The 26,353-nt window shown below is 68.8% G+C and carries 24 protein-coding genes and 2 pseudogenes; 10 read left to right on the forward strand and 16 right to left on the reverse strand.

What is annotated here, in order from left to right:
- Positions 1 to 136 precede the first annotated feature (136 nt).
- Together M3149_RS00765 and pcp are read left to right on the forward strand one after the other, a co-directional pair.
- On the forward strand, positions 137 to 997 hold the full coding sequence (locus M3149_RS00765) for a DUF3014 domain-containing protein (RefSeq protein ID WP_251707427.1): 861 nt from the start codon (positions 137 to 139) through the stop codon (positions 995 to 997).
- Between the two features lie 5 nt (positions 998 to 1,002).
- A complete protein-coding gene (gene pcp / locus M3149_RS00770; RefSeq protein ID WP_251707428.1) occupies positions 1,003 to 1,644 on the forward strand; it encodes a pyroglutamyl-peptidase I in 642 nt (213 codons plus the stop codon).
- Positions 1,645 to 1,662: 18 nt separating this feature from the next.
- Here pcp and M3149_RS00775 read toward each other — a convergent pair whose 3' ends face one another.
- The 3 genes and pseudogenes from M3149_RS00775 to M3149_RS00785 form a co-directional block, all read right to left on the reverse strand.
- Positions 1,663 to 1,986, reverse strand: coding sequence for a hypothetical protein (locus M3149_RS00775; protein WP_251707429.1), 324 nt, complete (start codon positions 1,984 to 1,986; stop codon positions 1,663 to 1,665).
- 25 nt (positions 1,987 to 2,011) lie between these two features.
- Positions 2,012 to 2,692, reverse strand: a pseudogene (locus tag M3149_RS00780) (SDR family oxidoreductase).
- Positions 2,693 to 2,736: 44 nt separating this feature from the next.
- Positions 2,737 to 3,219: a HugZ family protein gene (locus M3149_RS00785; RefSeq protein WP_251707430.1), complete on the reverse strand. Its 483-nt coding sequence runs from the start codon at positions 3,217 to 3,219 to the stop codon at positions 2,737 to 2,739.
- Positions 3,220 to 3,315: 96 nt separating this feature from the next.
- On the opposite strand from M3149_RS00785, the gene M3149_RS00790 reads away from it, so the two are divergent.
- Entirely contained in the window at positions 3,316 to 5,133 is a 1,818-nt protein-coding gene (locus M3149_RS00790) for a DEAD/DEAH box helicase (RefSeq protein WP_251707431.1), read from the forward strand.
- Positions 5,134 to 5,175: 42 nt separating this feature from the next.
- Here M3149_RS00790 and M3149_RS00795 read toward each other — a convergent pair whose 3' ends face one another.
- Together M3149_RS00795 and M3149_RS00800 are read right to left on the reverse strand one after the other, a co-directional pair.
- Entirely contained in the window at positions 5,176 to 5,808 is a 633-nt protein-coding gene (locus M3149_RS00795) for a nucleotidyl transferase AbiEii/AbiGii toxin family protein (protein WP_251707432.1), read from the reverse strand.
- A 61-nt stretch (positions 5,809 to 5,869) separates the two neighbouring features.
- Positions 5,870 to 6,352 (reverse strand): helix-turn-helix transcriptional regulator, encoded by a 483-nt coding sequence (locus M3149_RS00800; RefSeq protein WP_251707433.1) that lies wholly within the window; start codon positions 6,350 to 6,352, stop codon positions 5,870 to 5,872.
- A 67-nt stretch (positions 6,353 to 6,419) separates the two neighbouring features.
- On the opposite strand from M3149_RS00800, the pseudogene M3149_RS23125 reads away from it, so the two are divergent.
- Positions 6,420 to 6,566: pseudogene (locus M3149_RS23125) on the forward strand (3'-5' exonuclease); the annotation flags it as partial.
- A 54-nt stretch (positions 6,567 to 6,620) separates the two neighbouring features.
- Here the strand turns inward: M3149_RS23125 and M3149_RS00805 are convergent.
- Positions 6,621 to 8,435: a glutamine--tRNA ligase/YqeY domain fusion protein gene (locus M3149_RS00805; protein ID WP_251707434.1), complete on the reverse strand. Its 1,815-nt coding sequence runs from the start codon at positions 8,433 to 8,435 to the stop codon at positions 6,621 to 6,623.
- Between the two features lie 85 nt (positions 8,436 to 8,520).
- On the opposite strand from M3149_RS00805, the gene M3149_RS00810 reads away from it, so the two are divergent.
- Positions 8,521 to 9,630, forward strand: coding sequence for a DUF2157 domain-containing protein (locus tag M3149_RS00810; RefSeq protein ID WP_251707435.1), 1,110 nt, complete (start codon positions 8,521 to 8,523; stop codon positions 9,628 to 9,630).
- Here M3149_RS00810 and M3149_RS00815 read toward each other — a convergent pair whose 3' ends face one another.
- From M3149_RS00815 to M3149_RS00825, 3 genes are all read right to left on the reverse strand, one after another.
- A complete protein-coding gene (locus M3149_RS00815) occupies positions 9,631 to 11,445 on the reverse strand; it encodes a monovalent cation:proton antiporter-2 (CPA2) family protein (RefSeq protein ID WP_251707436.1) in 1,815 nt (604 codons plus the stop codon). It lies immediately after the preceding gene.
- Positions 11,442 to 11,996, reverse strand: a complete 555-nt coding sequence (locus tag M3149_RS00820; RefSeq protein WP_251707437.1) for an NAD(P)H-dependent oxidoreductase — start codon at positions 11,994 to 11,996, stop codon at positions 11,442 to 11,444. Before M3149_RS00820 ends, M3149_RS00815 begins: the two co-directional genes overlap by 4 nt.
- A 141-nt stretch (positions 11,997 to 12,137) precedes the next feature.
- Positions 12,138 to 12,755 carry a DUF924 family protein gene (locus M3149_RS00825; RefSeq protein WP_251707438.1) on the reverse strand — a complete coding sequence of 206 codons (618 nt, stop codon included), beginning with the start codon at positions 12,753 to 12,755 and terminating at the stop codon, positions 12,138 to 12,140.
- 104 nt (positions 12,756 to 12,859) lie between these two features.
- On the opposite strand from M3149_RS00825, the gene M3149_RS00830 reads away from it, so the two are divergent.
- Positions 12,860 to 13,255, forward strand: coding sequence for a hypothetical protein (locus tag M3149_RS00830; protein ID WP_251707439.1), 396 nt, complete (start codon positions 12,860 to 12,862; stop codon positions 13,253 to 13,255).
- 18 nt (positions 13,256 to 13,273) lie between these two features.
- Here M3149_RS00830 and M3149_RS00835 read toward each other — a convergent pair whose 3' ends face one another.
- The 3 genes from M3149_RS00835 to M3149_RS00845 are packed head-to-tail and all read right to left on the reverse strand — an operon-like array spanning position 13,274 to position 15,524.
- Positions 13,274 to 14,056, reverse strand: a complete 783-nt coding sequence (locus M3149_RS00835; protein WP_251707440.1) for a LytR/AlgR family response regulator transcription factor — start codon at positions 14,054 to 14,056, stop codon at positions 13,274 to 13,276.
- Complete coding sequence (locus tag M3149_RS00840) at positions 14,053 to 15,093, reverse strand: sensor histidine kinase (protein WP_251707441.1); 1,041 nt, start codon at positions 15,091 to 15,093, stop codon at positions 14,053 to 14,055. Before M3149_RS00840 ends, M3149_RS00835 begins: the two co-directional genes overlap by 4 nt.
- A 17-nt stretch (positions 15,094 to 15,110) precedes the next feature.
- Complete coding sequence (locus M3149_RS00845; RefSeq protein ID WP_251707442.1) at positions 15,111 to 15,524, reverse strand: DUF2306 domain-containing protein; 414 nt, start codon at positions 15,522 to 15,524, stop codon at positions 15,111 to 15,113.
- Positions 15,525 to 15,751: 227 nt separating this feature from the next.
- Here M3149_RS00845 and M3149_RS00850 point away from each other — a divergent pair, with 227 nt between their 5' ends.
- The 4 genes from M3149_RS00850 (at position 15,752) to M3149_RS00865 (ending at position 19,936) form a co-directional block, all read left to right on the forward strand.
- On the forward strand, positions 15,752 to 17,080 hold the full coding sequence (locus M3149_RS00850; protein WP_251707443.1) for an efflux RND transporter periplasmic adaptor subunit: 1,329 nt from the start codon (positions 15,752 to 15,754) through the stop codon (positions 17,078 to 17,080).
- A 10-nt stretch (positions 17,081 to 17,090) separates the two neighbouring features.
- On the forward strand, positions 17,091 to 17,810 hold the full coding sequence (locus M3149_RS00855) for an ABC transporter ATP-binding protein (protein WP_285886275.1): 720 nt from the start codon (positions 17,091 to 17,093) through the stop codon (positions 17,808 to 17,810).
- The gene (locus M3149_RS00860) at positions 17,807 to 19,039 is read left to right on the forward strand and encodes an ABC transporter permease (RefSeq protein ID WP_251707444.1); all 1,233 of its coding nucleotides are present in this window, start codon (positions 17,807 to 17,809) and stop codon (positions 19,037 to 19,039) included. Before M3149_RS00855 ends, M3149_RS00860 begins: the two co-directional genes overlap by 4 nt.
- A gap of 63 nt (positions 19,040 to 19,102) precedes the next feature.
- Positions 19,103 to 19,936, forward strand: coding sequence for an undecaprenyl-diphosphate phosphatase (locus M3149_RS00865; RefSeq protein ID WP_251707445.1), 834 nt, complete (start codon positions 19,103 to 19,105; stop codon positions 19,934 to 19,936).
- A 9-nt stretch (positions 19,937 to 19,945) separates the two neighbouring features.
- On the opposite strand, the gene M3149_RS00870 is transcribed toward M3149_RS00865, so the two are convergent.
- The 4 genes from M3149_RS00870 to mutS all read right to left on the reverse strand — a co-directional run bounded on the left by M3149_RS00870 (position 19,946) and on the right by mutS (position 26,289).
- Positions 19,946 to 21,829, reverse strand: a complete 1,884-nt coding sequence (locus tag M3149_RS00870; protein ID WP_251707446.1) for a PAS domain S-box protein — start codon at positions 21,827 to 21,829, stop codon at positions 19,946 to 19,948.
- A 125-nt stretch (positions 21,830 to 21,954) separates the two neighbouring features.
- Complete coding sequence (locus M3149_RS00875; protein ID WP_251707447.1) at positions 21,955 to 22,785, reverse strand: alpha/beta fold hydrolase; 831 nt, start codon at positions 22,783 to 22,785, stop codon at positions 21,955 to 21,957.
- Between the two features lie 79 nt (positions 22,786 to 22,864).
- A complete protein-coding gene (locus tag M3149_RS00880; RefSeq protein ID WP_251707448.1) occupies positions 22,865 to 23,692 on the reverse strand; it encodes a proteasome-type protease in 828 nt (275 codons plus the stop codon).
- Complete coding sequence (gene mutS / locus M3149_RS00885) at positions 23,689 to 26,289, reverse strand: DNA mismatch repair protein MutS (protein ID WP_251707598.1); 2,601 nt, start codon at positions 26,287 to 26,289, stop codon at positions 23,689 to 23,691. Before mutS ends, M3149_RS00880 begins: the two co-directional genes overlap by 4 nt.
- Between the last annotated feature and the right edge of the window lie 64 nt (positions 26,290 to 26,353).

A 26,353-nucleotide genomic window follows, 5' to 3' on the forward strand; every position in this document is an offset into this window, starting at 1 on the left:
CCCAAGGCAGGCAAGGGCACTGCCTTCCGCAGCGCGGGCCAAGGACGAAACAAAATGCGTCATTCGTGAGGGTGGGCGCTGCGTTGGTCTAGCATGGCCTTGATCGCCCGCCTTCCACGCCTTCCTTGCCGAGCCCATGACTTCCGAAAAGCCCTCCCGCCTGCCCGAAACCCTCATCGTGTTGCTCGTGCTCGGTGTGGGCGGCTACCTCGCCTGGGACCACTTCAAGCCCGCCCCCGAGCCCACCCCGGCCAGCGCGCCTGTGCCCACCGCCGCGGTGCCGGCCACGCCGCTGCCCAGCGCACCCGCGCCCGCCGCGCCCGCCATCGAGCACCCGGTGGAGCCGTCCACCGACGCCGCCGTCGCGCAGCCCATGCCCGCATTGGCCGAAGCCGATGCCTACGTGCGCGATGCCTTGGTCGGCCTGCTGGGGCGCGACGCGGTGCTGACGTGGCTGCTGACCGAGGGCTTTGTGCGGCGCGCCGTGGCCACCGTGGACAACCTGCCGCGCGAGCTGGCGCCAGTGATGGTGTGGCCCATCAAGCCCACGCCGCAACGCTTCACCACCCTCAGGTCTGCGGACGGCACCAGCGAAACCATCCACCCCGACAACGCTGCCCGCTACACACCCTTCGTGCGTTTCGTCGAAGCGGTCGACAGCGCGCAGGCCGTGGCGCTGTACCGGCGCCTCTACCCGCTGTTCCAGCAGGCCTACGAGGAGCTGGGCTTTCCCGGCCGCTACTTCAACGACCGCCTGGTGCAGGTGCTGGACCACCTGATCGCCACGCCGGTGCAGCCCGGCCCGCTGGCGGTGAAGCTGGTGGAGGTCAAAGGCCCCGTGCCGTCCACCCGCCCGTGGGTGCGCTACGAGTTCACCGACCCAGCGCTCGAGTCGCTGTCGGCCGGGCAGAAGATGCTGCTGCGCATGGGCGCCGACAACCACCAGCGCCTGCGCGCCAAGCTGGTCGATCTGCGCGCGCGCGTCGCACGGCGTTGATCACCGTGAGTCCCACCGTTCTCCTCACCGGCTTTGACCCCTTCGGCGGATCAACGCTCAACCCGAGCTGGTTGGCCGTGAACGCCTTGCATGGCGAGCAGGTACTGAGCCACCGCATCGTCGCAGCGCAGCTGCCCACGGTGTTCGGCGAATCGCTGCGCGTGCTCGATGCACTGCTGCACACCCACCAGCCCGCATTGGCCATATGCGTCGGTCAGGCCGGTGGGCGCAGTGCGATCTCCATCGAGCGCGTGGTCATCAACGTCAACGACGCGCCCATCGCCGACAACGCGGGCGCGCGGCCGATCGACACCCCGGTGATCGCCGGTGCACCTGCCGCCTGTTTCAGCAGCCTGCCCATCAAGGCCATGCGGGCAGTGGTGCAGGCCGAAGGCATTGCGGCCGAGGTGTCACAGACCGCCGGCACTTTCGTCTGCAACCACGTGTTCTACGGCCTCATGCACACCCTGGCCACGAAGCCCGCGCTGCGCCACACGCGCGGCGGCTTCGTTCACGTGCCCTGGCTGCCCGAGCAGGGCACGCCGCACATGCCGCTCGACGCCATCGTGCGCGGGCTGCGGGTGGCGGTGCGGTGTGCGCTTGAGAACGGGAGCGATGCGGTGTTGGGCGCAGGCGCCGCGCACTGATGCCGCGCTTGAGTACGGTCACGCCTGCCAGACCCCGAACCCCGCCGAACGCAGATCGATGGCGACCTCGATCTCCTTGTCCACCGCGGCGTCGTAGCGCATCGGGTTGAAGCCCTCGTACAGATCGGGCAGCAGCCGCAGGCCGTACTTGAAGACGTAGGCGTTGGCCTGGATGCCGGCCTTGTGGCGGTCGAAGCGCACATCCGGGTCCAGCCCCGTCATGCCCACGTACACGCACGGCTTTCCTTCGACGTAGCCCGGGTTGCACGCGCGGAACTTGCGCTCGTGCAGCACGTCGGGGTGCAGCTCGACGACGTAGACGTGGTGATGCGGGCGGGGCATGGGGCAGAGCGGTGCAGCAGCGGGCTCAGCGCCCTACCCAGCCCCCGCACACCGGAAACACCTGCCCGACGAAGCAGTTGGCGGCCGGGCTGCACAGGTAGGCGGCGAACAGCGCGTCCTCTCGCGCGGCCACCAGCCGGCCCAGCGGAACTTCGCGCGCCAGGCGTTCCTGGAACCGGGGGTTGGCCTGCACCTCGGGCGGAAAGTACGTCGGGTTGTCGACGAAGTTCTGTGCGATGGCGTTCACCTGCACGTTGTGCGCCGCGAGCTCGACACCCACCGCCTGCACATAGGCCAGTTACGCTCCGCGGGCCGCGCTGTAGGTGGAGGCGCGCTTCATGCCCCGCAGGGCCGACGCACTGCCGATGACCAGCACCTTGCCCGAGCGCCGCGCCACCATGGCGGGCGTGGCGGCGCGCACCAGGCGCGGCAGCGGGTCCACCAGCGCCGCAAACGCGTCGCGCCATTCCTGCTCGCCCACATCGGCTGCGGCTGTGGTGGGCGCCGGGTATGCCAGGTTGGCCACCAGCACGTCGATGGTGCCGGCCGCGCGCACCACGCGCTCGGCCGCGTCCGGCTCGCTCAAGGCATCGGGGCTGGCCACCACCGTGGCGCCTTGTTCGGCGAAGACCTCGCAGAACACCGGGCCCATGAAGTCGTGGGCCTGGGTGATCAGCACGCGTTGTCCGGCAAGCAGGTTCTGCATGAAGTGGCTCCTCGGTGAATCTTGAAGCGGATCTCGCTGTGCGTTCAGGCGGTGGAACCTGCCAGTACCGCGCGCAGCCGTTCCGCCTTGAAGGCCATGGCCCGGCCAAAGCCGGCCACGAAGCGCAGCGACTCGGGTTCGATGACGAACAGCGAAAAATCGCCAAAGCCAAACAGGGGCTCGGCGTCCGGCAGCTTGGCCAGATAGGCCTCCCGCGCCTGGGCATGGCCAGGCGCATCCACCGGGCAGGGGCGGGCATGGCCTTGAATGCTCACCCGCGGCAAGGCCAGCGGTGAATCGCCGGTCGCCATCGTGCCCGTGACCAACAGTGCCACGCCCGGGTGGTCGAGCATGTCTTGCGTGTGCGTGGCCAGCCGGCTCACGTGAACCACCAGTCCCTCGCCACCGGACAGCAGCGCGAACGGCACCATCGACACCGCCGGTTCGCCGCGGTGCAGGGTGGCGAGAGCGGCTGTGGGGGTGGTGCGCAGCAGGGACTGGAGGAGGGTGGATTCGTCGGGGGTCATCGGATGGTGACCGGTGTCAGCCATGACTGGGACGGCTTTCTCGACCGGCCATTCCCGTGCATCATGCCGGCTCAGGGAAGATACCAAGACCAGCACATGGCCACACTCATTCCGGCATTGGGCAGTTGCGTGTCGCGCATGACGCCCGGGGAGCGCCGCACCGCCGAGCGGCTTGAACAGAAGCTCGACGCCGACTACCTGCTCTGGTACGACGTGGCCGTCGGGCCCCGGCACCAGCACCCCGATTTCGTGGTGATGCACCCGCGCCGGGGCATCCTGATCCTGGAGGTCAAGGACTTTCGCCTCAGCACCCTCATCCGCGCCGACAAGCAGACCTGGGACATCCACGGCGACCAAGGCCCCAAGACCATTCCCAGCCCGCTGGAGCAGGCCCGCCAATACGCGCACCAGGTGGTCAAGGCGCTGGAGCGCGACCCGCAACTCATCCAGTCCTCGGGCCGCCACCAGGGCAAGCTGGCGTTTCCATGGAGCTACGGCGTGGTGCTGCCCAACATCACCCGAGCGCAGTTCGACAAGGCCGAACTCGGCCATGCCATCGAACCGCACCGCGTTATTTGCCAGGACGAGATGGGCGAACAGGTGGAGCCAGAGGCGCTGCAAAGCCGCTTGTGGGACATGTTCCCCTTCATGACGGGCGGCGTCATGTCGCTGCCGCAGATGAGCCGGGTGCGCTGGATCATGTTCCCCGAGGTGCGCGTGCAGGTGAGCGGCGAGCTGTTTGACGACAGCGACGAGACCGCCACGCTGCCCGACATCATGCGGGTCATGGACATCCAGCAAGAGCAACTGGCGAGAAGTCTGGGCGACGGCCACCGCGTCATCCACGGCGTGGCCGGTTCCGGCAAGACCATGCTCTTGGGCTACCGCGCCGAACACCTGGCCAAATCACAGACCGCCGCCAGCAAGCCCATCCTCATCCTCTGCTACAACGAACCGCTGGCCCGGCAGATCGCCCGTGTGATGGCCGCCAAAGGCATCGCCGACCGCGTGCACGCCGTGCACTTCCACAAGTGGTGTCGCGACCAGCTGGTGGCCTACGGGCAAAGCCTGCCCGCTGCCAACCAGTCCGTCTCCGACAAGATGGCCGACATGGTCCAGCGCGTCATCACCGGCGTGGACCGCCGCCAGATACCCAGCGGGCAATACCAGGCCGTGCTCATTGACGAAGGCCACGACTTCGCGCCCGAATGGCTGCGCCTCGTGGTGCAGATGGTGGACCCCACCACCAACAGCCTGCTCGTGCTGTACGACGACGCGCAGAGCATCTACGAACGCACGCAAAAGAAGAACTTCAGCTTCAAGAGCGTGGGCATCCAGGCGCAGGGCCGCACCACCATCCTCAAGATCAACTACCGCAACACGCGGCAGATTCTGCAAACGGCCAGCCTCGTCGCTGCCGATCTATTGACCGCCGAAGACAAGGATGACGACGGCGTGCCCCTGCTCAAGCCCGTGAGCTGTGGGCGCGACGGCGAGGCGCCGCTCATCGTGCGCCTGCCCACCCTGCGCGAAGAGGTGGCCCAGGTGGCCGATCTGCTGGCCAGCGCCCACCGCGAAGGCCATGCCTGGGCCGACATGGCCATCCTCTGCCGCCACCACAGCGAAATGGACATGTGCGCCGAATTCCTGCGCAAACGCAAGCTGCCACACCAGCTGCGCCGGAACTCATCCAGCGTGTTCGACCCCGCGCACGACAGCATCAAGGTGATGACGCTTCACGCCAGCAAAGGGCTGGAGTTCCCGGTGGTGGCGCTGGTGGGCGCCGGGCGAATGCCCGCCGAGGGCGAAGACGAGCGCGAGGAGGCGCGGCTGTTCTATGTGGGGGCCACGCGGGCGACGCAGCGGTTGGTGATTGGGGCGAGTGGGGGCGGGAAGTTCGCTGCGCGTCTTTGAGCCAGCGGTGCGGTCCGCCCTGTTGCCCGTGCCCGTCCCCCGTCAAACAGCGGGCAGCCGCTTCAAGAACCAGCTCGCCCGGTCCACTGCCTCGTCGTACGGCGGCCGACAGCCGAGCGCCTCAATCGCCTCAAACTGCGCACTCAGCACCGCTCGCCGTTGTTGAATCTGCGCCAGGAATGCATCCCGATGGCGAACGAGGTGGGGCGCAGCTGTCGCCAGCGCTTCCGGCTCGCGCTCGATCACCAGCGACAGGTCGAACAAGTCTCGCGCCGTGGCCCGGTCGCCCCGGTGCCAGAGCTTCTTGGCCACGATCTCGGCGGCGGTCTCCACCTTCACCGTGCGCCCCAGCAGCGTCCATTCGTCGTACGGTTGCGCCGTGAGGTTGGGCGAGGCCACGAAGTCGATCTCGCCTTCTGGCCGCAGCAGCTTCACGTAGCCCGGCCCCTCCACATAGTCCACCGACACACGCTCGGCCGCATCGCTCAGCCGGGGCGACACGAAGCCCAGGTATTGCGGGTCGGGCACGAAGATGTCGATGTCCTTGCTCAGTCGGTGGCCATGCCGCAGCATCAACACCGTGCCGCCGCCGAAGGTCCAGAACGGATCGCTGATGCCGCGCCGGGCGATCTCGTCCACCAGCGTGAAGGCGTGGGCCAGCAAGGTTTGCCACACGCCTTCGGCAGGGCGCTCGGTTGGGCGGACGGGGTCATGTCGATGACTTCTTTGCTGCCACTCATGCCCAGGCCGCGCGCGGTGACTGCAGCGCCTGTGCCCAGGCCGCCAGGTGCTTCCACAGCGTCTTGGGCGGCGTGTGGGTGCGTTCGGCCACTTCCGCCACACCGGCCACGATGAGCGGCAACGGCGCCTCGTCCAGCAGCGTGGCCACCTGCGGCACCAGCGCGGGGGGCAGGGTGCCTGCCACCAACGCGTCGGCCAGCGCGCCCGGCTGCAGCGCCTGCCTGTAGCTCACGCTGGCCGTCTGGCTCAGCAAGGCCAACGCGTGCTTTTGGGGTGCCCGTGGCTGTGCGGCCAGGTCCATGCCCAGCAGGTTCAGCAGCGCCAGCAGCTTGGCCGCGCCCAGGTCCACCAGAGAGCCGTTCTCCAGCTGGTTGATGGTCGCGCGCGACAAACCGGCCAGCCGCGCCAGCCGCGCCTGCGAAAGGCCCAGCGCCTCCCGCCGGGCTTGCACGAGTTGTCCGATGTCTGCGAGGTTCATGGCTTGGAGTGGAGCACCCGAAACAGTAAATGTCAAACATATTCGACATTTTTCAGGCGATTCGACCCCGTCCGACAGCATCAAGGAGATGACGCTGCACGTCAGCAAAGGGCTGGAGTTTCCGGTGGTGGGACTGGCGGGCGCCGGGCGCATGCCCGCTGAGAGTGAGGACGAGCGCGAGGAGGCGCGGCTGTTTTATGTCGGGGCAGCGCAATTGTTTTTTTTCATATTGCCTCCTGATTTGCTGAGTGTTGTCGGTTTAACTTTTCTACTTTACCCAGCTATCCTTCAACCCCGTCACCCGGTTGAACACCACCTTGCCACCCACCCCGTGGTCCACACGGTCAGCCACAAAGTAGCCATGGCGTTCGAACTGAAACTTGTCGTCCGGCTTCGCGCTGGCCAGTGACGGCTCCACCCAGGCTTGCACCACGGTCAGGCTGTGGGGGTTGAGGGCGGTGAGGAAGTCCTTGCCGCCGGCGTCGGGGTGGGGGTCGCTGAACAGGCGGTCGTACAGGCGCACTTCGGCGGCGATGGCGTCCACCGCAGCCACCCAGGTGATGGCGGCCTTGGCCTTCACGCTGTCGGCGCCGGGGGTGCCGCTCTTGGTGCCGGCAAGCACCTTGGCGTGCACTTCGGTCACTTTGCCGTTCGCGTCTTTCGCGCAGCCGGTGCATTCGATGACGTAGCCGCCTTTCAAGCGCACCACGTTGCCGGGGAACAAACGCTTGTAGCCCTTGGGCGGCACCTCCTCGAAGTCTTCGCGTTCGATCCAGACTTCCTTGCCGATCTTGAACACGCGCTCGGGCGGTGGCGTCTGGCCTTCGGCGATGGCCGAGTGGGGCAGGGCGGGCTGGGCGCAGTCTTCGGTGTGGCTGTCGCTGCCGAAGACCTCGGCCCAGTTGGTCATCAACAGCTTCACCGGGTCGAGCACGGCCATGGCGCGGTGGGCCTTGTTTTCCAGGTCTTCGCGCAGGCAGCCTTCGAGCACGCTGTAGTCGATCCAGCTGTCGCTCTTGGTGACGCCGATGCGCTCGGCAAAGAGCTGGATGCTCTCGGGCGTGTAGCCGCGTCGGCGCAGGCCCACGATGGTGGGCATGCGCGGGTCGTCCCAGCCGCTCACCTTGCCTTCGTTCACCAGTTGCGCGAGCTTGCGCTTGCTGGTGATCACGTAGGTGAGGTTCAGGCGCGCAAACTCGTACTGCCGCGGCGGCGGGCTGGCCAGTAGGCCGGCTTCGGTCAGCTTCTCAAGCAGCCAGTCGTAGAACGGGCGCTGGTCCTCGAACTCCAGCGTGCAGAAGCTGTGGGTGATCTGCTCCAGCGCGTCCTCAATCGGGTGCGCGTAGGTGTACATGGGGTAGATGCACCACTTGTCGCCGGTGTTGTGGTGCGTGGCGCGGCGGATGCGGTAGATGGCCGGGTCGCGCAGGTTGATGTTGGGCGAGGCCATGTCGATCTTCGCGCGCAGCACGGCAGCGCCGTCAGCGAGCTTGCCGTCGCGCATCTCGCGAAAGCGCGCCAGGTTCTCGGCGGGCGTACGGCCGCGGAACGGGCTGTCCTTGCCGGGCGTGGTGAAGTCGCCGCGGTTGGCGCGCATCTCGTCGGCGGTCTGTTCGTCCACATAGGCATGGCCGCGTTCGATCAGCGCCTCGGCCGCGCGGTACATGAAGTCGAAGTAGTCGCTGGCCTGGTAGAGGTGCTTCACGCCCCCGGCGTCCCACGAGAAGCCGAGCCACTGCACCGCGTCGATGATGCTGTTGACGTACTCGGTGTCTTCCTTCTCGGGGTTGGTGTCGTCGAAGCGAAGGTGGCAGATGCCGCCGTAGTCACGCGCCAGCCCGAAGTTCAGGCAGATGCTCTTGGCGTGGCCCACGTGCAGGTAGCCGTTGGGCTCGGGCGGAAACCGGGTGCGGATCTTCGCCGGGTCGGGCTGGCCGCTGGCGTGGTGGGCGGCGTCGCCGGGGCTGCCGGCCCAGCGGCGGCTGGCGTAGGTGCCCTTGGCCAGGTCGGCCTCAATGATCTGGCGCAGGAAGTTGCTGGCCTTGGCGTCGCCGTCGGCGGCGGGGTGGGTGGGGGAGGTCATCCCGGGATTCTAGGGACCGGCGAGCGGCACCGGCCCGGCCGCGCGCGATGGCCATGCGCTATCGTGCGCCCCGGAGGAACAGCACATGAACGACGCCACCACACCGGGCGCTGCCCCGGACAGCAGCCAGCGCATCCAGATCGGCTGGAGCCAGCTGCAAGCCGCCGCGCAGGCCGGCGACATCTCGGCCGATCAGGCCGAGCGGCTGTGGGCCCGCTGGGCCGGTGGCGCTGGCAGCGCCATCGCCGCGCCGCGCTTCAGTTTCACCCACGTGCTCTATTACTTTGGCGGCATGCTCGCCATCGGCGCCATGACGCTGTTCATGACGCTGGGCTGGGAGCTGTTCGGCGCCTGGGGTGTGTTGCTGCTGGCCGTGGGCTACGGCGTGGGCGCCATCGCGGTGGCCAGAAACCTGCTGCACCGCGGCCTGCACATTCCGGCGGGCATCCTGGCCACGCTGGCGGTGTGCCTGGTGCCGCTGGCCACCTGGGCGCTGCAAAGTGCACTGGGCCTGTGGCCCGATGGCCCGCACGACAACTACCGCGATTTCCACCGCTTCATCGACTGGCGATGGCTCTGGCTGGAACTGGCCACGCTGGCGGCGGCGGTGGTCATGCTGTGGTGGCTGCGCTTTCCGTTCATGGTGATGCCGGTGGCCGTGACGATCTGGTATTTGTGGATGGACCTCACCCACATGCTGATGCAGAAGGAGGGCTTCGACTGGCAGTTCACGCGCGACACCTCGCTGTTGTTCGGCATCGCCACTGTCGCCATCGCGGTGTGGGTGGATCTGCGCACCCGCCTCGCGAGCGATCCGCGCGACCGGCAGGATTTCGCGTTCTGGCTCTACCTGTTCGGCGTGCTGATGTTCTGGGGCGGCCTGAGCCTGCGCGAGAGCGACAGCGAACTGGCCAAGGCCGGTTACGCGGCCATCAACGTGGTGATGGTGTTCCTGGGCGCGGCGATTTCGCGGCGCGTGTTCACCGTGTTCGGCGCCATCGGTGTGGCCGGCTACCTGGGTTACCTGAGCTACAAGGTGTTTGCCGACAGCCTGCTGTTTCCTTTTGCGCTCACGCTGCTGGGGCTGGCGATCGTGGCCCTGGGCATCTGGTGGCAGCGGCGCGAGGCGCGCATTCACGCGGCGCTGGTGGGCTGGCTGCCGGCGCCGCTCAAACCGTTGGCCGAGCCCCGCTGACTACCGTTCCCCCTGCCAGCCGCCGTCCTGGCTGCGCTCGCGCTGGCGCTGCAGGTCCTGCTGCATCTGTTTCTCGAACTGCTCGCGGCCTTCGCGCACGCGGCGCAGCCGGTCTTCCTCGTCGCGGTGGCGCAGGCCGTGCTCGGTGCGGATGAAGCGCTCGGTGTAGCGGCGGAACTCGTCGGCCATTTCGCGCGCATGGAAGTGGTCGAAGCCCAGCGTTTCGAGCACCGAACGCCCGCTGCGCAGCGAGCTCTCGAACAGCTCGCGTTGCACATGGTGCACGCCGGCCTCGTGCAGCGCCATGGCGTGCACCGCGTCGCGTGCGCGCGCCACCAGCTTCAGGTGCGGCCATTGCTCGCGAGCCAGAGTCACCAGGCGGTTGGCCTGGTCCACGTCGTCCACCGCCACCACCAGCACCTGCGCGTTCGCGGCGCCAGCGGCGGCCAGCAGGTCGGGCTGCGTGGCGTCGCCGAAGTACACCTCGAAGCCCAGGCGGCGGGCGCTGTCCACGGTTTCGGCGTCGTGGTCCACCACGGTGGGCTTGATGCCCGCGGCCAGCAGCAGGCGCGCAACGATCTGGCCGTAGCGGCCGAAACCCGCCAGCAGCACAGCGGGGCGCTCGTCGGGGATGGCGTCGGCCGCGCGTTCCGTGGCCTCGTCGCGCGCATAGCGGTCGAACAGCTTGAGCAGCAGCGGCGTGAGCGGCATGGAGATGGCCGTGATGAGGGTGAGCAGCGCGGCGTCTTCGGCCGGCAGCACCTTGAACGCCTGCGCGGTGGCCAGGATCACGAAGGCGAATTCGCCGCCCTGCGCCAGCAGCACGGCCAGCAACGAGCGGTTGCGTCCGTGCAGGTCCACCAGCGGCAGCACCAGCCACACGCCCACCAGCTTGAGCAGCGTGACCAGCACCAGCCCGACCACCACCTGCACGCCGTGTGTGGCCAGCAGGCCGAGTTGCATGCCCATGCCCACCGCCATGAAGAACAGGCCGAGCAGCAGGCCCTTGAAGGGCAGGATGTCGTTCTCCAGCGCGTGCCGGTAGGGTGAGCCGGCCAGCAGCACGCCGGCGATGAACGCGCCCAGGCCCATCGACAGGCCCACCGCCTGCATCAACACGGCCACGCCCAGCACCAGCGCCAGCGCAAAGGCGGTGAACAGCTCGCGCACCGGCAGCCGCGCGATGAAACGCATGGCGGGGTAGGCCAGGAAGCGCCCCGCCAGCACCACGCCAGCGATGGCACCCAACTGCATCAGCGGGCCCCACCAACCGCTGTCCTGCGCCGACGGGCTTACCGCGGTGGGCGTGCCCATCGTGCTGCCCAGCAGCGCCGCCAGCGCCAGCAGGGGAATGGCGGCGATGTCCTCGAACAGCAGCATCGCAAAGCCCTTCTGACCCACCGGGCGCAGCAGCAGGTTGCGCTCCTGCAGGATGGGCACCACGATGGCCGTGCTGGACAGCGCCATCGCCAGGCTGCCGATCAGCGTGGCCTTCCAGCTCCAGCCGAGCAGGAAGCCGATGGGCATGATGAGCACGGTGCACGCCACGAGCTGCAGCGCGCCGCCGCCGAACACCGCGCTGCGCATGGCCCACAGGCGGCGCGGCTCCAGGTTCAGGCCAATGAGGAACAGCATCAGCACCACGCCGAGTTCGGACACCTGGGCCACGGCCGCGGCGTCGGCCACCAGCCCAAGGCCGAGCGGCCCGACCGCGATGCCGGCGATGAGGTAGCCCAGCACCGAGCCCAGGCCCAGGCGCACGGCGATGGGCACCAGCACCACCGCCATGGCGAGGAAGACGATGGCCTGGTTCATGCGCGCACCACCTCGGCCAGCGCCTGCACGTGTTGCTCTGCCAGCCGCGCGAGTTCGGCCTGCTCCGCGGCCAGTTGTTCGGGCGTGTGGCGCTGCCCGCCGTGGGCCACGAAGGGCGGCAGCCAGTGCATGCCGCAGTAGCGCGCGGTGTGTTCGACCGGTGCCACGTAGTCGGCAAAAGGGCGCATGTGGTGGCCGCCGGGACCATAAGCGGCCGTGGTGCCGCCCGCACTGGCCACCCACCACGCGGTTTTGCCTTGCAGCGCCTGCGCGCCATGGCCGTAGGCCCAGCCGTGCGTGAGCACGGTGTCGAACCAGTGTTTCAGCAGCGCCGGCACGCTGTACCAGTACACCGGCGTCACCCACACCAGCAAGTCGGCGTGTGTCAGCGCCTCCTGTTCACTGGCAACGTCGATGTCGAAATCGGGGTAGCGCTCGTAGAGCGAGCGCACCGCGGTGTCGGGCCGCGCGGCCAGCGTGTCGAGCAGGGCGTGGGTGACCCGCGATTGCCGCGGGCGCGGGTGGGCGTGGATGACCAGGGTGTGCGGCATGGCGGCGCGGGGAGGCAGCGGTGGCGCACGATAGCACCGTACGACGGCACCGCGCGTCGCAGGACGCGCATTGCGCAATGCCACCGACCCGCCGTCGATTGGCCGTCGATTGCCCGGCCCGTCCCCGGCCGTGGGGACCCCTCACTGCCCGAAGCGAGGGCCGTCTTTCAGGAATTCCCGTTCTTCGGCCGTGCTTTCGCGCCCGAGCGCGGCGTTGCGGTGCGGAAATCGCCCGAAACGCGCCACGATGTCGCGGTGCAGTCGCGCAAAGCGCAGGAAGTTGTCCAGTTCGGCATGGCGCTCGGGCGCAGCGTTGGCGCGCAGCCACTCGAAGCGGCGCACGCACTCGTCCTGCAGCGGCAGCGATTCGGCGTGTGTGAGCGGCAGGTACAGGAACACGCGGCCGATGGTGGGCATGGCTTCGTCTTCTCGCGCCGCCAGCGCCGCCTGCACCTGGGCCTGGGCGCTCGCATCGCCGGCAAAGGCGGCGGCCTGGCGGCGGAACAGGTTGCGCGGCAGCTGGTCGAGCAGCACCACCAGCGCCAGCCGGCCGGTGGGGCTGGCAGCCCAACTGTCGCGCTGGCCGGTGAGGGCGGCCTGCACCTCGGCGCCAAAGCGTTCGCGCAGATCGGCGTCCTGCTCGGGCGTGGCGTTGAACCACAGGTCGCTGCGGGGGAGGCTGGGCCAGTCGCGCTCGAGGCCGTCGCCGAGCCAGAGGTCGAGCAGGGCGCGGGCAGTGGTGGGCAGGGAGGTATCCATGGCGTTTACGTGTTGCAACAGGTTTGACCGGCCGTGCGGATCGGCAGACACAGGATTCTTGTGCAATACGTACACGGCAGACCGCCGCACAACGGAGTCCCACGATGAACACCCCGTCCCTCGACATGGCCCGCCAGCCCGCCCGCGTCCGCGCCTGGGCCCGGGGCCTGGCCGTCCTGGCGCTGTCCGCCGGCGCCTGGGCGCTGTCGGGCACCGCGCACGCGCGCGACAACATCCACTGGTCGATCGGCATCAACTCGCCCGGCGTGAGCGTGGGCGTGTCCAACGCGCCGACCGTGGTTTACAGCTATCCCTCGTATGGCTATCCGGTCTATTACGAACCCCGCCCGGTCGTGGTCTACCCGCGCCCCGTGGTGGTTCACCCACGGCCGGTGGTGGTGCACAGCTACCCGGTCTACGGTCATCCGCAATGGCATGGGCATCGCGGCCACAAGCACTGGAAGAAGCACCACCGCGGTCATCGCCACTGGGACGACTGACGGTGCCTCCCGGCCGCTTCACATCGCGCGGAAGCGGTCGGCATAAAGCCGGCTGACGGCGAAGGTCTCGCGCAGGCCGCGCAGCGTCAGCCGCCACTTGCCCGCCTCGTCGCGGGTCACGCGATCGATGGCGTCCACCCGCACCACGGTGCCGCGGTGGATCTGCCAGAACACCTCCGGATCGAGCTGCGGCACGAGCTCCTTGAGCGGTGTGCGGATAAGGCATTCGCGCTCGCCGGTGAGCACGCGAACGTACTTGTCTGCGGCCTCGAACGCCAGCACCTCGTCGATGGCCACGCGCAGCACGCTGTTGCCCACGCCAGCCATGAGGTGCCGCAACCGGGGCGGTGCTGCGCCGGTGCCCGCGGCCAGCAGCGCGTGCACGGCCCACCAGTCCGGTGCCGCGTCGGCGGTGCGCGCCCCCAGGGCGTCCTGCACACGCGCCACGGTGCGTTGCAGTCGCTCGGGTTGCACGGGCTTGAGCAAGTAGTCCAGCGCGCGGGCTTCGAAGGCCTGCACCGCAAACTCGTCGTGAGCGGTCACGAACACCAGCACGGGCAGTGGCGCCTCGGCCGGCCATTCCTCGGCCAGGGCGGCTGCCGCATCGAGACCGCCCAGGCCGGGCATGCGAATGTCGAAGAACAGCACCTGCGGGCGCAGCGCCAGCGCCTGTTGCACGGCGCTTTCACCGTCGCTCACGCAGGCCAGCACGCGCAGGGCGGGCCAGGCGCGCGCCAGCTCTGCCTGCAGCGCCTGGGCCAGCAGCGGTTCGTCTTCGGCGATGAGGGCGGTGGCGTTCACGAGGGGATCGGCAGTTGAAGGTGCACCTGCGTGCCGACCCCGGGCTGGCTGTGCCAGTCGAGCCGGGCCGCGTCGCCGTGCAGGGCGCGCAGCCGTTCGCGCACCTGGTGGAGCCCGAAACCGTCGCCACGCGGGTCGTCGCAGCCCACGCCGTTATCGATCACGCTCAACTGCAGCAGCCCGCCCTGGCGTTGCGCGCGCACAGCAACCTCGCCGCCCCGCGTGCTGGGCTCCAGTCCGTGGCGGATGGCGTTCTCCACCAGCGGTTGCAGCAGCAGGGGCGGCACCGGCAGGTCGGCCAGCGGCTCGGGCAGTTCCAGGCGCACGCGCAGGCGCGGGCCCATGCGCACGGCCATGAGTTCGAGGTAGTCGCCCAGGCGCGCGAATTCGTCGCGCAGGGTGTGCGCGTTGCCCTGCGCGTCGCTGCGCGAGGCGGCCAGTGTGGCGCGCAGAAAGGCATTGAGGCGGTCGAGCATGTCGATGGCGCGCGGTGGGTCGGTGGCGATGAGCGCGCGCAGGTTGGCCAGCGTGTTGAACAGCATGTGCGGCTCGAGTTGCGACTCGAGCAGGCGCAGCCTTGCCTCGCTGGCCTGGCGCTGCGCTTCTTCCTGCGCCAGCCGGGCCTTGGCCAGCATCTCGCGGCTGGTGAAGTAGTAGGTACCGACGGCGCCGACCATGAGCGACATCAGCAGCAGGCCCAATGTGGCGCGCGGAAAGCCCGCGAGCGCAAACAGCGCCGGGCGGCCCAGCAACAGGCTGGCGGTGGCGCTGCCCAGCGCATAAGCCAGCGGGACGCCGGCCACCACCAGGGCCGACATCGGCCCCACGCCGGGCCAGCCGTCGCGGCGCAGCACGAAGCGCCCGCCATCGATGACAACCCAGATGCCCAGGCCGATGCACTGCGAATACAGCAGGTTCACCGCGAACCCGTCGTTGCCCAGCGCCGTGAGAAAACCCGCGATGGCCGTGTTGACGGCCGCCGTGAGGGCGCCATGGCGCGCCAGGGCGGCCATCGGCAGGGCGGGCAGGGTGGGCATGGCGCGCAGTATGCCGATCAAAGCAGCCCCAACCATTGCCCCCACACCAACTGCCCCAGCGTGCGCCCCGGCAGCAGCGTGAACACGCCCGCGCCCAGGCAGGCACCGAAGTACAGGCCCAGCATGGTTTGCCGGTGGCCGCGCACGTTGCCGCGCAACAACTGGCGCAACGCCAGGAACAGAGATCCCAGCACCACCGGAATCAGCAGGTGGATGGGCCCGAAGCCGGCGATGTTGGGGATCACCGGGTCGCTGATGAACAGGGCCGACAGTGCGGTGACCACCATCAGCGTGACCCAGGCGTAACCCGCGGCGCGGTGCAGGCGCGCGCGGGGCTGGCCGGCGCGGCGGGCCCACAGGGCAAGCGGGCCCAGAACCAGCGCCGCCAGCGCGGCGAACAGATGGATGGCGATGGCGGGTGAGAGGTTCATGAACGGCTCCGAGGGCGACCGATGCGGTGCGATGGGCGCACTGTCCACGCCGCAAGTCGCCGTCGCCAGCGGCCTGTGACGAAACCGCGTCCCGCCGCCGCGAAATGACGCCCGCCTGGAGCGAAATGCGGCCGCTCGCGGCCCGGGCTGCCGGCGGCAGGCTGGCTTTACCGGGGCGATACCCCAGCGGCACGGGGGCGACGCAGGCGATTCCTACAATCCGCAACATGAAAACCAAGTACTGGATCGCCGGGGTCGCCGTGCTGGCACTGGCCGCCGGCGGGTGGTGGTGGGCCCAGCGCGGTGACACCGACGCCGATACCTACCGCACCGCCACCATCGAACGCGGCGCGCTGCAGGCCAGCGTGTCGGCCAGCGGCACGGTCAATCCGGTTCAGCAGGTCTCGGTGGGCAGCCAGGTTTCGGGCCAGATCAAGGAAATCCACGTCGACTTCAACAGCGAGGTCAAGGCCGGGCAGCTCATCGCCGAGATCGATCCGCAGACGTTCGAATACCGCGTGCGCTCGGCCCAGGCCGACCTGGACGCAGCCGAGGCCGCGGTGGCGATCGCGCAGGCCAATGCATTGTCCAGCCGCGCCAACGTGTCGCGCGCACAGACCGAGCTGGCCGAGGCACGGCGCGCGCACGAACGCAACCTGAGTCTGGTGGCACAGGCTTTCATTGCCCAGAGCGAGGCCGACCGCACCCGCGCGGCGCTCGAATCGGCGCAGGAGTCGCTCAAGGCGGTGCAGGCGCTGCTGGGCGTGAGCGAGGCACAGATCCAGAGCGCGCGCGCCAACGTTCAGCAACGCCGCGCGGCTTTGGCGCAAGCGCAGGTGGACCTCTCGCGCACGCGCATCACCTCGCCGGTGGACGGCATCGTCATCAAGCGCACGGTGGAACGTGGCCAGACCGTGGCCGCCAGCCTGCAGGCGCCCGAGCTGTTCGTGATCGCGCGCAACCTCTCGGACATGCAGGTGGACACCAGCATCGACGAGGCCGATGTCGGGCGCATCCGCGCCGGCCTGAAAGCCAGCTTCACGGTGGATGCATTCCCCGGCCGAAGCTTCGAAGGCACGGTGCGCCAGGTGCGCAAGGCCGCCACCAACGTCTCCAACGTGATCACCTACGTGGCGGTGGTGAACTTCGACAACAACGACGGCCGCCTGCTGCCGGGCATGACGGCCAACGTGCGCGTGGTGACCGAGCAGCGCGAGAACGTGCTCAAGGTGCCCAACGCCGCGCTGCGCGTGCGTATTCCCGGGGTTGAGCCGGCCGCCAGCGCACCGGCCGACGCGGCGCCCGGTGTCCGGCCGGCGCCAATGGCGGGCGGGCGCAACAGCATCTCACGCGGGCGGCTCTACCTGCTGGGTGCGGACGGCAAACCCGTGGCCTACAACGTGGGTGTGGGCGTCGGCGATGGCAGTTTCAGTGAAGTGCTGTTGCGCCCCGACACGCCCGCTGCGGCTGCGGTGGTGGAAGGTGCCACGGTGATCACCGGCGTCAACATCAACCCGGCCGCCGCCAACCGCCCGAGCGGGCCGCGCCTGTTCTGAGGCCGACACCATGCCCCTGATCGAAGCACGCGGGTTGACCAAGACCTACGCCATGGGCGGCGAGTCGGTGCACGCGCTCGACGGCGTGTCGCTGGACATCGACGCCGGCGAGTTCGTGGCCATCATGGGTGCCTCGGGCTCAGGCAAGAGCACGCTCATGAACATCCTGGGCTGCCTGGACCGGCCCGACAGCGGGCAGTACCGGCTTGCGGGCGAGGCTGTGGAGGCGCTCGATGGCGATGCGCTGGCCAGCGTGCGCAACCGGCGCATCGGCTTCGTGTTCCAGCAGTTCAACCTGCTGCCGCGCACCAGCGCACAGGAGAACGTGGAGCTGCCCATGGTCTACGCGGGCGTGCCAGCGGCCGAGCGGCAGGCGCGTGCCCGCGCCGCGCTGGAGCGCGTGGGCCTGGGCCAGCGGCTGGGCCACACGCCGGCCGAACTCTCGGGCGGGCAGCAGCAGCGGGTGGCGATCGCGCGAGCGCTGGTCAACAACCCTTCGCTGATCCTGGCCGACGAGCCCACCGGTGCCCTGGACACGCAGACCAGCGAGGACGTGATGCGCCTGCTGAGCGATCTCAACCGCCAGGGCATCACGGTGGTGCTGGTGACGCACGAGCACGACGTGGCCGCGTGGGCGCGGCGCCGGCTGGTGTTTCGTGACGGCCGCATCGTGGAGGACGCGGCGCAGCCGCCGCACCACGACGCACGGCGCACAGAGGTCACACCATGAACACGCTGGCCGCCGTGCGAAGTGCCTGGCGCGCGCTCACCGCGAACGCGTTGCGCAGCGTGCTCACCATGCTGGGCATCATCATCGGCGTGGCCGCGGTCATCACCATGATCGCCATCGGCGCCGGTGCCACCGAGCGCGTACAGGCGCAGATGCGTGCCCTGGGCTCCAACATCATCCTGGTCACGCCGGGCAGTGTCACCTCCAGCGGCGTGCGCCTGGGTGCGCAGGCCGGCCAGATCCTCACCGAGGAAGATGCGCAGGCGATTGCGCTGGAAGTGCCCGAAGTGCAGGTGGCCGCACCCAGCAACCGCACCAGCGGCCAGGTGGTGGGTGGTGGCAGCAACTGGGCGACGTCGATCTTCGGCATCACCAACGATTACCTGGTCGCGCGCGACTGGGAGCTGGCGAGCGGTCGAGGGTTCGAACCGATGGAGGCACAGGGCTCGGGCAAGGTGGCCCTGATCGGGCAGACCGTGGCGCGCGAGCTGTTCGGCGACGCCGATCCGGTCGACCAGATGATCCGCGTGCGCACGGTGCCCGTCACCATCGTCGGCGTGCTCGCGCGCAAGGGGCAGAACAGCTTCGGTCAGGACCAGGACGACGTGGTCATGCTGCCGCTGTCCACCTTTCGCAATCGCATCCAGGGCGGTGGTGGCGGACGGCTCAAGCGCGTGTGGTCCATCAACGTGAAGGTGCACGAAGGGCAGAGCATGGCCGCGGCCGAGCAGGGCATCAAGGAGCTGCTGCGCCAGCGCTTGCGCGTGCAGCCCGGCATGGACGATCCGTTCACCGTGCGCAACCTCACCGAGGTGCTGCAGGCGCAGGAGGCGTCCAGCCGCATCATGACGCTGCTGCTGATGGCGGTTGCCGGCGTGAGCCTGATCGTTGGCGGCATCGGCATCATGAACATCATGCTGGTGAGCGTGACCGAGCGCACGCGCGAGATCGGCCTGCGCATGGCGGTGGGTGCGCGCGGGCGCGACATCCTGGCGCAGTTTCTGATCGAGGCGGTGACGCTCAGCCTCATCGGCGGCGCCATCGGTGTGGCGCTGGGAGCCGTGGCCACCTGGGCCACCGGACAGTTCGCCGGCTGGCAAGTGAGCATGACGCTGGATTCGGTGGTGCTGGCCGCGGGCTTCTCGGCCTTCGTGGGCGTCTTCTTCGGCTTCTACCCGGCGCGGCGCGCCTCGCAGCTGCTGCCGATCGAGGCCTTGCGCCACGAGTGACGCGCGGGCCGGTGCCGCGCGCCGGGTACGATGCCGGGCTTTGACGCCCGACGCTCCCGTTTCATGGACATTGCATTGCTGATCAAGGCCGCCCTGATGGGGGTGGTCGAAGGCCTCACCGAATTCCTGCCGATCTCCTCCACCGGCCACCTGATCCTCGCGGGCACGCTGCTTGGACTGCATGGCGAGAAGATCAAGCTGTTCGAGGTGGTGATCCAGACCGGCGCCATCTTTGCCATCGTCTCGGTCTACGCGCAGCGCCTGCTCGACACCCTCAAGGGCCTGCCCAGTGGCGACGCGGTGGCGCGGCGCTTCACCGCCAATGTGCTGATCGGTTTCCTGCCGGCGGCGGTGTTGGGCTTCTTCTTCATCGGCGTGATCAAGGGCGTGCTGTTCAACCCGCTGGTCGTTGCCACCGGTTTCATCGTTGGTGGCTTCGTCATCCTGTGGGCGGAGGCCCGTCAGGCGCGCATCGCCGCCCCCCCTGTCGATGGCGTGGACGACATCCGCTGGCGTGATGCGCTCAAGGTCGGCCTGATCCAGTGCCTGGCGCTGGTGCCCGGGGTCAGCCGCTCGGGCGCCACCATCATCGGCGGTATGCTGGTGGGCTTCAGCCGCCGGGCGGCCACCGAGTTCAGCTTCTTCCTCGCGCTGCCCGTGCTGGTGGGTGCCGGGGCCTACGACCTGTACCGCAACCACCACCTGCTCACGATGGCGGATCTGCCGTTCTTCGCCACCGGTCTGATCGTCTCCTGGCTGTCGGCCTGGGTCTGCGTGCGATGGTTGCTGCGTTTCGTGGCCACGCACACCTTCGTGCCGTTTGCCTGGTACCGCATCGGCTTTGGTGTGCTGATCCTGGCCACCGCGCAGGCGGGCTGGATCGACTGGACGCCTTGAGGCAGGCGCTCAGGCCGCAGGCTGCAGCGTGAAGTAGAAGCGCGCGCCCTGGCCCGGTGCGGCTTCGGCCCGCATGTCGCCCCCGTGGCGCAGCACGATGCGCCGGGCCGTGGCCAGCCCGATGCCCAGACCCTTGAACTCGTGCGGCATGTGCAGCCGCTGGAACGGCTGGAACAGCTTGCCGGCACGCGCCATGTCGAAGCCGGCGCCGTTGTCGGCCACCACGAACTCACGCAAGCCGTTGTGCACCTCCAGCCCCACGCGAATGCGGGCGTCCGCCGTGCAGGCACTGTATTTCCAGGCGTTGTGCAACAGGTTCTGCAGCAGTGCCTCCACCAGCGGCGGGTCGGCCATGGCCAGCAGGCCCGGCTCCACCTGCCAGTCCACGCGGCGCTCGGGTTCGGTGATCGTCAGTTCGCGCAGCAGTCGCGTGGCAATGGCCGACAGGTCGACCGGCAGGCGCTGCAGTTCGCCGCGCGCCATCTGCGACAGCTTGAGCAGGCCATCGATGAGCTCGCCCATCTTCTTGCTGGCATCGCGGATGCGCTCCAGGTGCTTGCGACTTTCGTCATCCAGGCGCGGGTTGTCCTCCTCCAGCGCTTGCGCAAAACCGTTGATGATGCGCAGCGGCGAGCGCAGGTCGTGGGCCACGGCGTAGGAATAGCTCTCCAGCTCGTCGTAGGCGGCCTTGAGGGCTTGCGTGCGTTCCTGGATGCGCTCCTCAAGGGAGGTGTTCAGGTCCTGGATGTGCATCTCCGCCAGCTTGCGCTCGGTGATGTCCAGGACCACCCCCAACCCGACCGTGACCCGACCCTTGTCGTCGCGCTCGAACTCGGCACGCACCGCGAACCAGCGCCAGTCGTCGCCGAAGCGCAGGCGGTAATCAATGGCGTAGGGCTGCCCATGCACGAAGGCCGCCGCCCAGGCGTGTTTGACGCGCTCCACATCGTCCGGATGGGTGTGGGCCAGCATCTCGAGATCGGTGAACTGCGAACCCGGCAGGCCCAGCACCCGGTGCGACTCGCCCAGCACGGTGAAGGTGCGTGTGGCGGCGTCGAAGCGCCAGGTCGCCATCCCGGCCATCGTCTGCGCCTGCGACAGCAACCGCTCGCTGGTGCGCAGCGCCGCTTCGACCACCTTGCGGCGGGTGATGTCCTGCACCACCACGATCTCGTAATCGGGCTGGCCATCGGGCGTGCGCACCAGAGCCACCGACAGCAGGGACCAGATCGCATGGCCTTGTTTGTGGATGAAGCGTTTTTCGAGTGTGTAGTGGTCGAACTCACCGGCCAGCATGCGCTGGCTCAGGGCCAGGTCGGGCGTGCGGTCGTCCGGATGCGTGTACTCGGTCCAATGCAAGGCCATCAGTTCGGCGTGGGTGTAGCCCAGCATCTCGACGTAGGTCCGGTTCATGCGCAGCGTCGTGCCGTCGGGCTTGACGTGTGCCATGCCGGTGGCGCTGTGCTCGAAGGTGGCATGCATCTGCCGCTGGTTGTGCGCGGCCAGCGCCATCGACGCGCCCAGCAGCCGGTTGCGCCGCTGCATCAGGGCGATGGCGCCCACCACCACGAGCTGGGTGACGAAATGCCACAGGTTGAGCCAGAACGCCTCGACGGGGTTTTCGAAGGCGAAGCTGAAGTAGGGCTTGACCAGCAGGAAGTTGATGAAGAGCATGCCCACCACCGTGCTGAGCATGCCGATGCGAAAACCGCCGTAGAGGGCGCACAACGCGGCCGCCAATGACAAGGTGATGAAGCGCCCGCCGGATTCGGCCGGTGCCAGCGCCACGCGCATCCAGGCCGCCAAGCCCGTGATTGCCAATGCCACGACGGCCCGCAGCCACCAGGGATGCTGGGCGGGTTCCCACGTTGCCACGCGCTCGCGCAGGCTCACGGAGGCCGGTGGCGTTGTTGCTGGAGCCTCTGACAGGGCGTTTGTATTCACGGTGGGCTAGGGTACACCCGCGCATGCACCCCGCACCGCGGGAATGCACCGATGTGGCGCCGGTGTCGGATTCTTCACGCCAGCGCGCGCAGCAGGTCGTCCAGCGCAGCGGCGGTCTCGTGCGGACGTTCCATGGGGAACAGGTGGCTGCCCTCGACCATGCGAAGGCGGGGCGACGCCGGCCCGCCGACCAGGCGGTGCGTCATCGCCATGCCCACCTGCTGCATCTCCTGTGACCGTGTGCCGCCGATGAAGCCGATCGGGCATTGCAGCGGGTGCCGCCGCAGCAGCCGGTCCAGGTTGTGCGGCAGGGTGTTGTAGATGGCGGTTTCGACCTCGCGTGAAAAGCTCAACACGCGCTCGCTGCCGTGTGCCGTCTGCACCTCTTGCGTACCGTGGGCGATGTAGTCGCGCAGGCACTGCGGGTCCCAGTGGGCGAAGGCGCGCTTGTGCTGGAAGTGCGCGAGAGCGGCGTCGGCGTCGGGCCAGCGCTCGCGGCGCCGTTGGCTCACGCGCCCCGGGGAGACGGCGCCCACGAGCTGCGTGCGCTTGATGAGCTCCAGCGTGCGGGCGCGCCAGCCACCCAGCACGGGCGAGTCGATCAGCACCACACCGCGCACCGCATGCCCGCCCAGCAACGGGTGGCGCGCCGCGCACATGAGGCTGAGGAAACCGCCCAGCGAGTGCCCCACCAGCCAGGCGCCCTGGCCGGCGCGCTGTATCTCGGCCGCGGCGAAATCCGCCAGTTGCTGCACCAGGTGCGGCCAGTTGCTGGTGACGGGCCATTGCGGTTCATGGCCGAACTTGTCGACGGCGCGCACCGTGTGGCCGCGCCCGCGCAGGGAGCGGAACAGCACATGGTAGGTGCCGGCCGGAAAGCCGTTGGCGTGGGAGAAGATGATCATGCGCGTTGAGCGTTCGGTGTCGATCGTCGAGCGCGGCAAAGGCCTCAACGCTCAACGCTCGGCGCCCTGGCGACCCACCTCAGATCAGCCGCTCGCGTGGGTTCGTGATCTTCTTGAGCGGACGGGTGCGCTCGTTCTCGCAGACCAGGGGCACCTGCGTGGGGCTGCCGTCCCAGGTGGGGTGCTCGATGCTGTCGAAGACTTCGCGCAGACGCTGGCCCCAGGAGCTGCGCACCATGCGGAAGTAGGGGTTGTTCTCGTCGATGCAGACGATGCGGTCGGTCTGCAGCGTGTCGGCCTCATAGACCACCATGTCCAGCGGCAGGCCCACCGACAGGTTGGACTTGAGCGTGGAATCCATCGACACCAGCGCGCATTTGGCGGCCTCGTCGAGGGGGGTGTCGGGGTTGATCACGCGGTCGAGCACCGGTTTGCCGTACTTGGACTCGCCGATCTGGAAGAACGGCGTTTCGGCCGTGGCTTCGATGAAATTGCCGGCCGCGTAGACCTGGAACAAGCGCATGCCTTCGCCGCGGATCTGGCCGCCGAAGATCATGGTGATGTTGAAGTCCACGCCCGCGCGCTTGAGCGCCTCGCCGTCGCGCTGCCACACGTGGCGCACGGCGGAGCCGAGCACGCGCGCGGCATCGAACATGCTGCGCGCGTTCCAGATGTTGATCGGCTCGCCGCCTTCGTGGTCGTCGAGTTGCTCGATCTGCAGGATCTCGCGCACCGATTGCGTGACGCTGAGGTTGCCGGCCGAGAGCAGGCACATGAAGCGATCGCCCGGCTTCTCGTAGACGATCATTTTGCGGAAGGTGCTGATCTGGTCCAGACCCGCGTTGGTGCGCGAGTCGGAGAGAAACACCATGCCGGCCTTGAGCTTGACGGCGACGCAGTAGGTCATGATTTTTCCCCGGTGAGGGTGATCAATTTGCGGAGTTGGTAGAGCTGATCCAGCGCGTCGCGCGGGCTCAGCGTGTCGGGGTCGAGGGCGGCCAGCGCGGCCACCGCGGGGTGTGTCTCGGGTGCTTCGGCCACCGGCGGCGGCGCGAACAGGTCCACCTGCGTCTGCTGTTCGGCGCTGTGCGCTTCCAGAGCGGCCAGCGTGTGCCGCGCGTGCTGCACCACCGGGGCAGGCACACCGGCCAGGCGTGCCACCTGGATGCCGTAGCTGCGGCTCGCGGGGCCGGGTTCGATCTGGTGCAGGAAGACGATGCCCTTGCTGCCGCCCTCGGTGGCGCTCACGTGCACGTTCACCGCCGCGTGGTGGCTGGCGGGGAATTCGGTGAGCTCGAAGTAGTGCGTGGCAAAGAGCGTGAAGCAGCGCACCTTGTCGTGCAGGTGCGTGGCGATGCCACTGGCCAGCGCCAAACCGTCGAAGGTGGAGGTGCCGCGGCCGATCTCGTCCATCAGCACCAGGCTCTCGGGCGTGGCGCCGTGCAGGATCTGCGCCGCCTCGGTCATCTCGACCATGAAGGTCGACTGCGCATTGGCCAGGTCGTCGGCCGCACCGATGCGCGTGTGGATGGCGTCGATCGGCCCCAGGCGGCAGGCGCTCGCGGGCACGTAACTCCCCATGCTGGCCAGCAGCGCGATCACCGCCACCTGGCGCATGTAGGTGCTCTTGCCGCCCATGTTGGGGCCGGTGATCACCTGCATCCGCGCCTTGGGGCTCAGCACGGTGTCGTTGGCGATGAAGCCGCCGCTGCTGGTCTCGGCCAGCCGCGCCTCCACCACCGGGTGGCGGCCGGCGCGGATTTCGATGCCGGGCTCGCTGGTGAACACGGGCTCGCACCAGTTCAGGGTGAGCGCGCGTTCGGTGAGCGCGCACAGCGCGTCCAGCGTGGCCAGCGCGCGCGCCAGGCACGTGAGCGGGTCGATGAAGGCCTGCAGCTCGTCGAGCAGGCGTTCATAGAGCCACTTCTCGCGCGCCAGCGCGCGCTCCTGCGCCGACAAGGCCTTGTCCTCGAAGGCCTTGAGCTCGGGCGTGATGAAGCGCTCGGCGTTCTTGAGCGTCTGGCGGCGCTTGTAGTCGTCGGGCACGCGGTCGAGCTGGCCTTGCGTGACCTCGATGTAGAAACCGTGCACCTTGTTGAATTGCACGCGCAGGTTGGCGATGCCGGTGCGCGCGCGCTCGCGCGCCTCGAGCTCGATCAGGAAGGCGTCGCTGTGGGTCTGGATGTTGCGCAGCTCGTCGAGTTCGGCATCGAAACCGTCGGCGATGACGCCGCCGTCGCGCACCAATGCGGCGGGCTCGGCGAGCAGCGCGCGCTGCAGCAGTTCGGCGCAGCCCGCGGGCGGTTGCAGGTCGCGCGCGGTCTGCGCGAGCAGGGTGTCTGCCATCAACGGCGCCAGCGAGGCAGCGAGCTCACCCGCACGTTGCAGCGTGAGCCCCAGACCCACCAGCTCGCGCGGCTTGACCTGGCGCAGGGCGGTGCGCGCGGTGATGCGCTCCACGTCGCTGCAACCCTTGAGCTGGCCGCGCAGCGCCTGCCATGGGCCAGCGCGCAGCGCGCCGATGGCACCCAGGCGCGCGCGCGCTTCGCTGCGGTCGCGCCGAGGCTCCAGCAACCATTGGCGCAGCGCACGGCTGCCCATGCCGGTGGCGCAGGTGTCGATCAGCGAGAAAAGGGTGGGGCTGGTCTCGCCACGCAGCGTCTGCACGAGTTCGAGGTTGCGGCGTGTGTTGGGTGGCAGGTCGATGCGTTCATCGGCACGCGCCACCTGCAGACTGCGCACGTGGGCCAACGCCCGACCTTGCGTGTGCTCGGCGTAGCTCAGCAGCGCGCCCGCGGCGGCGTGGGCGCTGCCCAGGCCCTCGGCACCCCAGGCGGCCAGGCTTGCGGCCTGCAGTTGCTCCAGCAGCTTGCGCTCGCCCAGGGCAGCGTCGAAAGCCCAGGCCGGGCGCAGCACCGCCACCAGCCGGCCGCCCTGTGTTGTGGGCTGGCTGGCCAGCGCCTGGATACGCTGCTCGAAGGTGGGTGTCGCGTCGGCGCTGTAGAGCAGCTCGCCAGGGCCGATGCGGGCCACCCAGTCGGCCAGTTCGTCGCTCGCGCACTCGGCCAGGAACACGATGCCCTGCGTGAGCGAGAGCCAGGCCAGGCCGCAGCCGGTGCGCGCGCCGGCGTGCACCGCCATCAGCAGCGATTCGCTCTTGTCTGACAGCAGTTCGGCGTCGGTCAGCGTGCCAGGTGTGACCACGCGCACCACCTTGCGCTCGACCGGCCCCTTGGCGGTGGCCACGTCGCCCACCTGCTCGCAGATGGCCACCGACTCGCCCAGCTTGATGAGGCGCGCGAGGTAGGTGTCCACCGAATGGAAGGGCACGCCCGCCATCACCACGGGTTTGCCGGCCGATTGGCCGCGCTGGGTGAGGGTGATGTCCAGCAACCGGGCGGCCTTCTCGGCGTCCTCGTAGAAGAGCTCGTAGAAATCGCCCATGCGGTAGAACAGCAGCGTGTGCGGGTGCCCGGCCTTCAAGGCCAGGTACTGCTGCATCATGGGCGTGTGGGCTTCCAGCGGGGCGGTCACGGGGGGGCGTCGGTCGCGGCGAAAAACAGCCGAC

Origin of the sequence: Hydrogenophaga intermedia (genome assembly GCF_023715105.1) — a bacterium.
GTDB lineage: Bacteria > Pseudomonadota > Gammaproteobacteria > Burkholderiales > Burkholderiaceae_C > Hydrogenophaga > Hydrogenophaga intermedia_A.

Bases quoted from the DNA above. Each gene is read 5' to 3' on its own strand.
- M3149_RS00765 (WP_251707427.1), top strand. From the start codon at position 137: ATGACTTCCGAAAAGCCCTCCCGCCTGCCCGAAACCCTCATCGTGTTG.
- M3149_RS00775 (WP_251707429.1), bottom strand. From the start codon at position 1,986: ATGCCCCGCCCGCATCACCACGTCTACGTCGTCGAGCTGCACCCCGAC.
- M3149_RS00785 (WP_251707430.1), bottom strand. From the start codon at position 3,219: ATGACCCCCGACGAATCCACCCTCCTCCAGTCCCTGCTGCGCACCACC.
- M3149_RS00790 (WP_251707431.1), top strand. From the start codon at position 3,316: ATGGCCACACTCATTCCGGCATTGGGCAGTTGCGTGTCGCGCATGACG.
- M3149_RS00800 (WP_251707433.1), bottom strand. From the start codon at position 6,352: ATGAACCTCGCAGACATCGGACAACTCGTGCAAGCCCGGCGGGAGGCG.
- M3149_RS00805 (WP_251707434.1), bottom strand. From the start codon at position 8,435: ATGACCTCCCCCACCCACCCCGCCGCCGACGGCGACGCCAAGGCCAGC.
- M3149_RS00810 (WP_251707435.1), top strand. From the start codon at position 8,521: ATGAACGACGCCACCACACCGGGCGCTGCCCCGGACAGCAGCCAGCGC.
- M3149_RS00815 (WP_251707436.1), bottom strand. From the start codon at position 11,445: ATGAACCAGGCCATCGTCTTCCTCGCCATGGCGGTGGTGCTGGTGCCC.
- M3149_RS00820 (WP_251707437.1), bottom strand. From the start codon at position 11,996: ATGCCGCACACCCTGGTCATCCACGCCCACCCGCGCCCGCGGCAATCG.
- M3149_RS00825 (WP_251707438.1), bottom strand. From the start codon at position 12,755: ATGGATACCTCCCTGCCCACCACTGCCCGCGCCCTGCTCGACCTCTGG.
- M3149_RS00830 (WP_251707439.1), top strand. From the start codon at position 12,860: ATGAACACCCCGTCCCTCGACATGGCCCGCCAGCCCGCCCGCGTCCGC.
- M3149_RS00840 (WP_251707441.1), bottom strand. From the start codon at position 15,093: ATGCCCACCCTGCCCGCCCTGCCGATGGCCGCCCTGGCGCGCCATGGC.
- M3149_RS00845 (WP_251707442.1), bottom strand. From the start codon at position 15,524: ATGAACCTCTCACCCGCCATCGCCATCCATCTGTTCGCCGCGCTGGCG.
- M3149_RS00850 (WP_251707443.1), top strand. From the start codon at position 15,752: ATGAAAACCAAGTACTGGATCGCCGGGGTCGCCGTGCTGGCACTGGCC.
- M3149_RS00855 (WP_285886275.1), top strand. From the start codon at position 17,091: ATGCCCCTGATCGAAGCACGCGGGTTGACCAAGACCTACGCCATGGGC.
- M3149_RS00860 (WP_251707444.1), top strand. From the start codon at position 17,807: ATGAACACGCTGGCCGCCGTGCGAAGTGCCTGGCGCGCGCTCACCGCG.
- M3149_RS00865 (WP_251707445.1), top strand. From the start codon at position 19,103: ATGGACATTGCATTGCTGATCAAGGCCGCCCTGATGGGGGTGGTCGAA.
- M3149_RS00875 (WP_251707447.1), bottom strand. From the start codon at position 22,785: ATGATCATCTTCTCCCACGCCAACGGCTTTCCGGCCGGCACCTACCAT.
- M3149_RS00880 (WP_251707448.1), bottom strand. From the start codon at position 23,692: ATGACCTACTGCGTCGCCGTCAAGCTCAAGGCCGGCATGGTGTTTCTC.
- mutS (WP_251707598.1), bottom strand. From the start codon at position 26,289: ATGATGCAGCAGTACCTGGCCTTGAAGGCCGGGCACCCGCACACGCTG.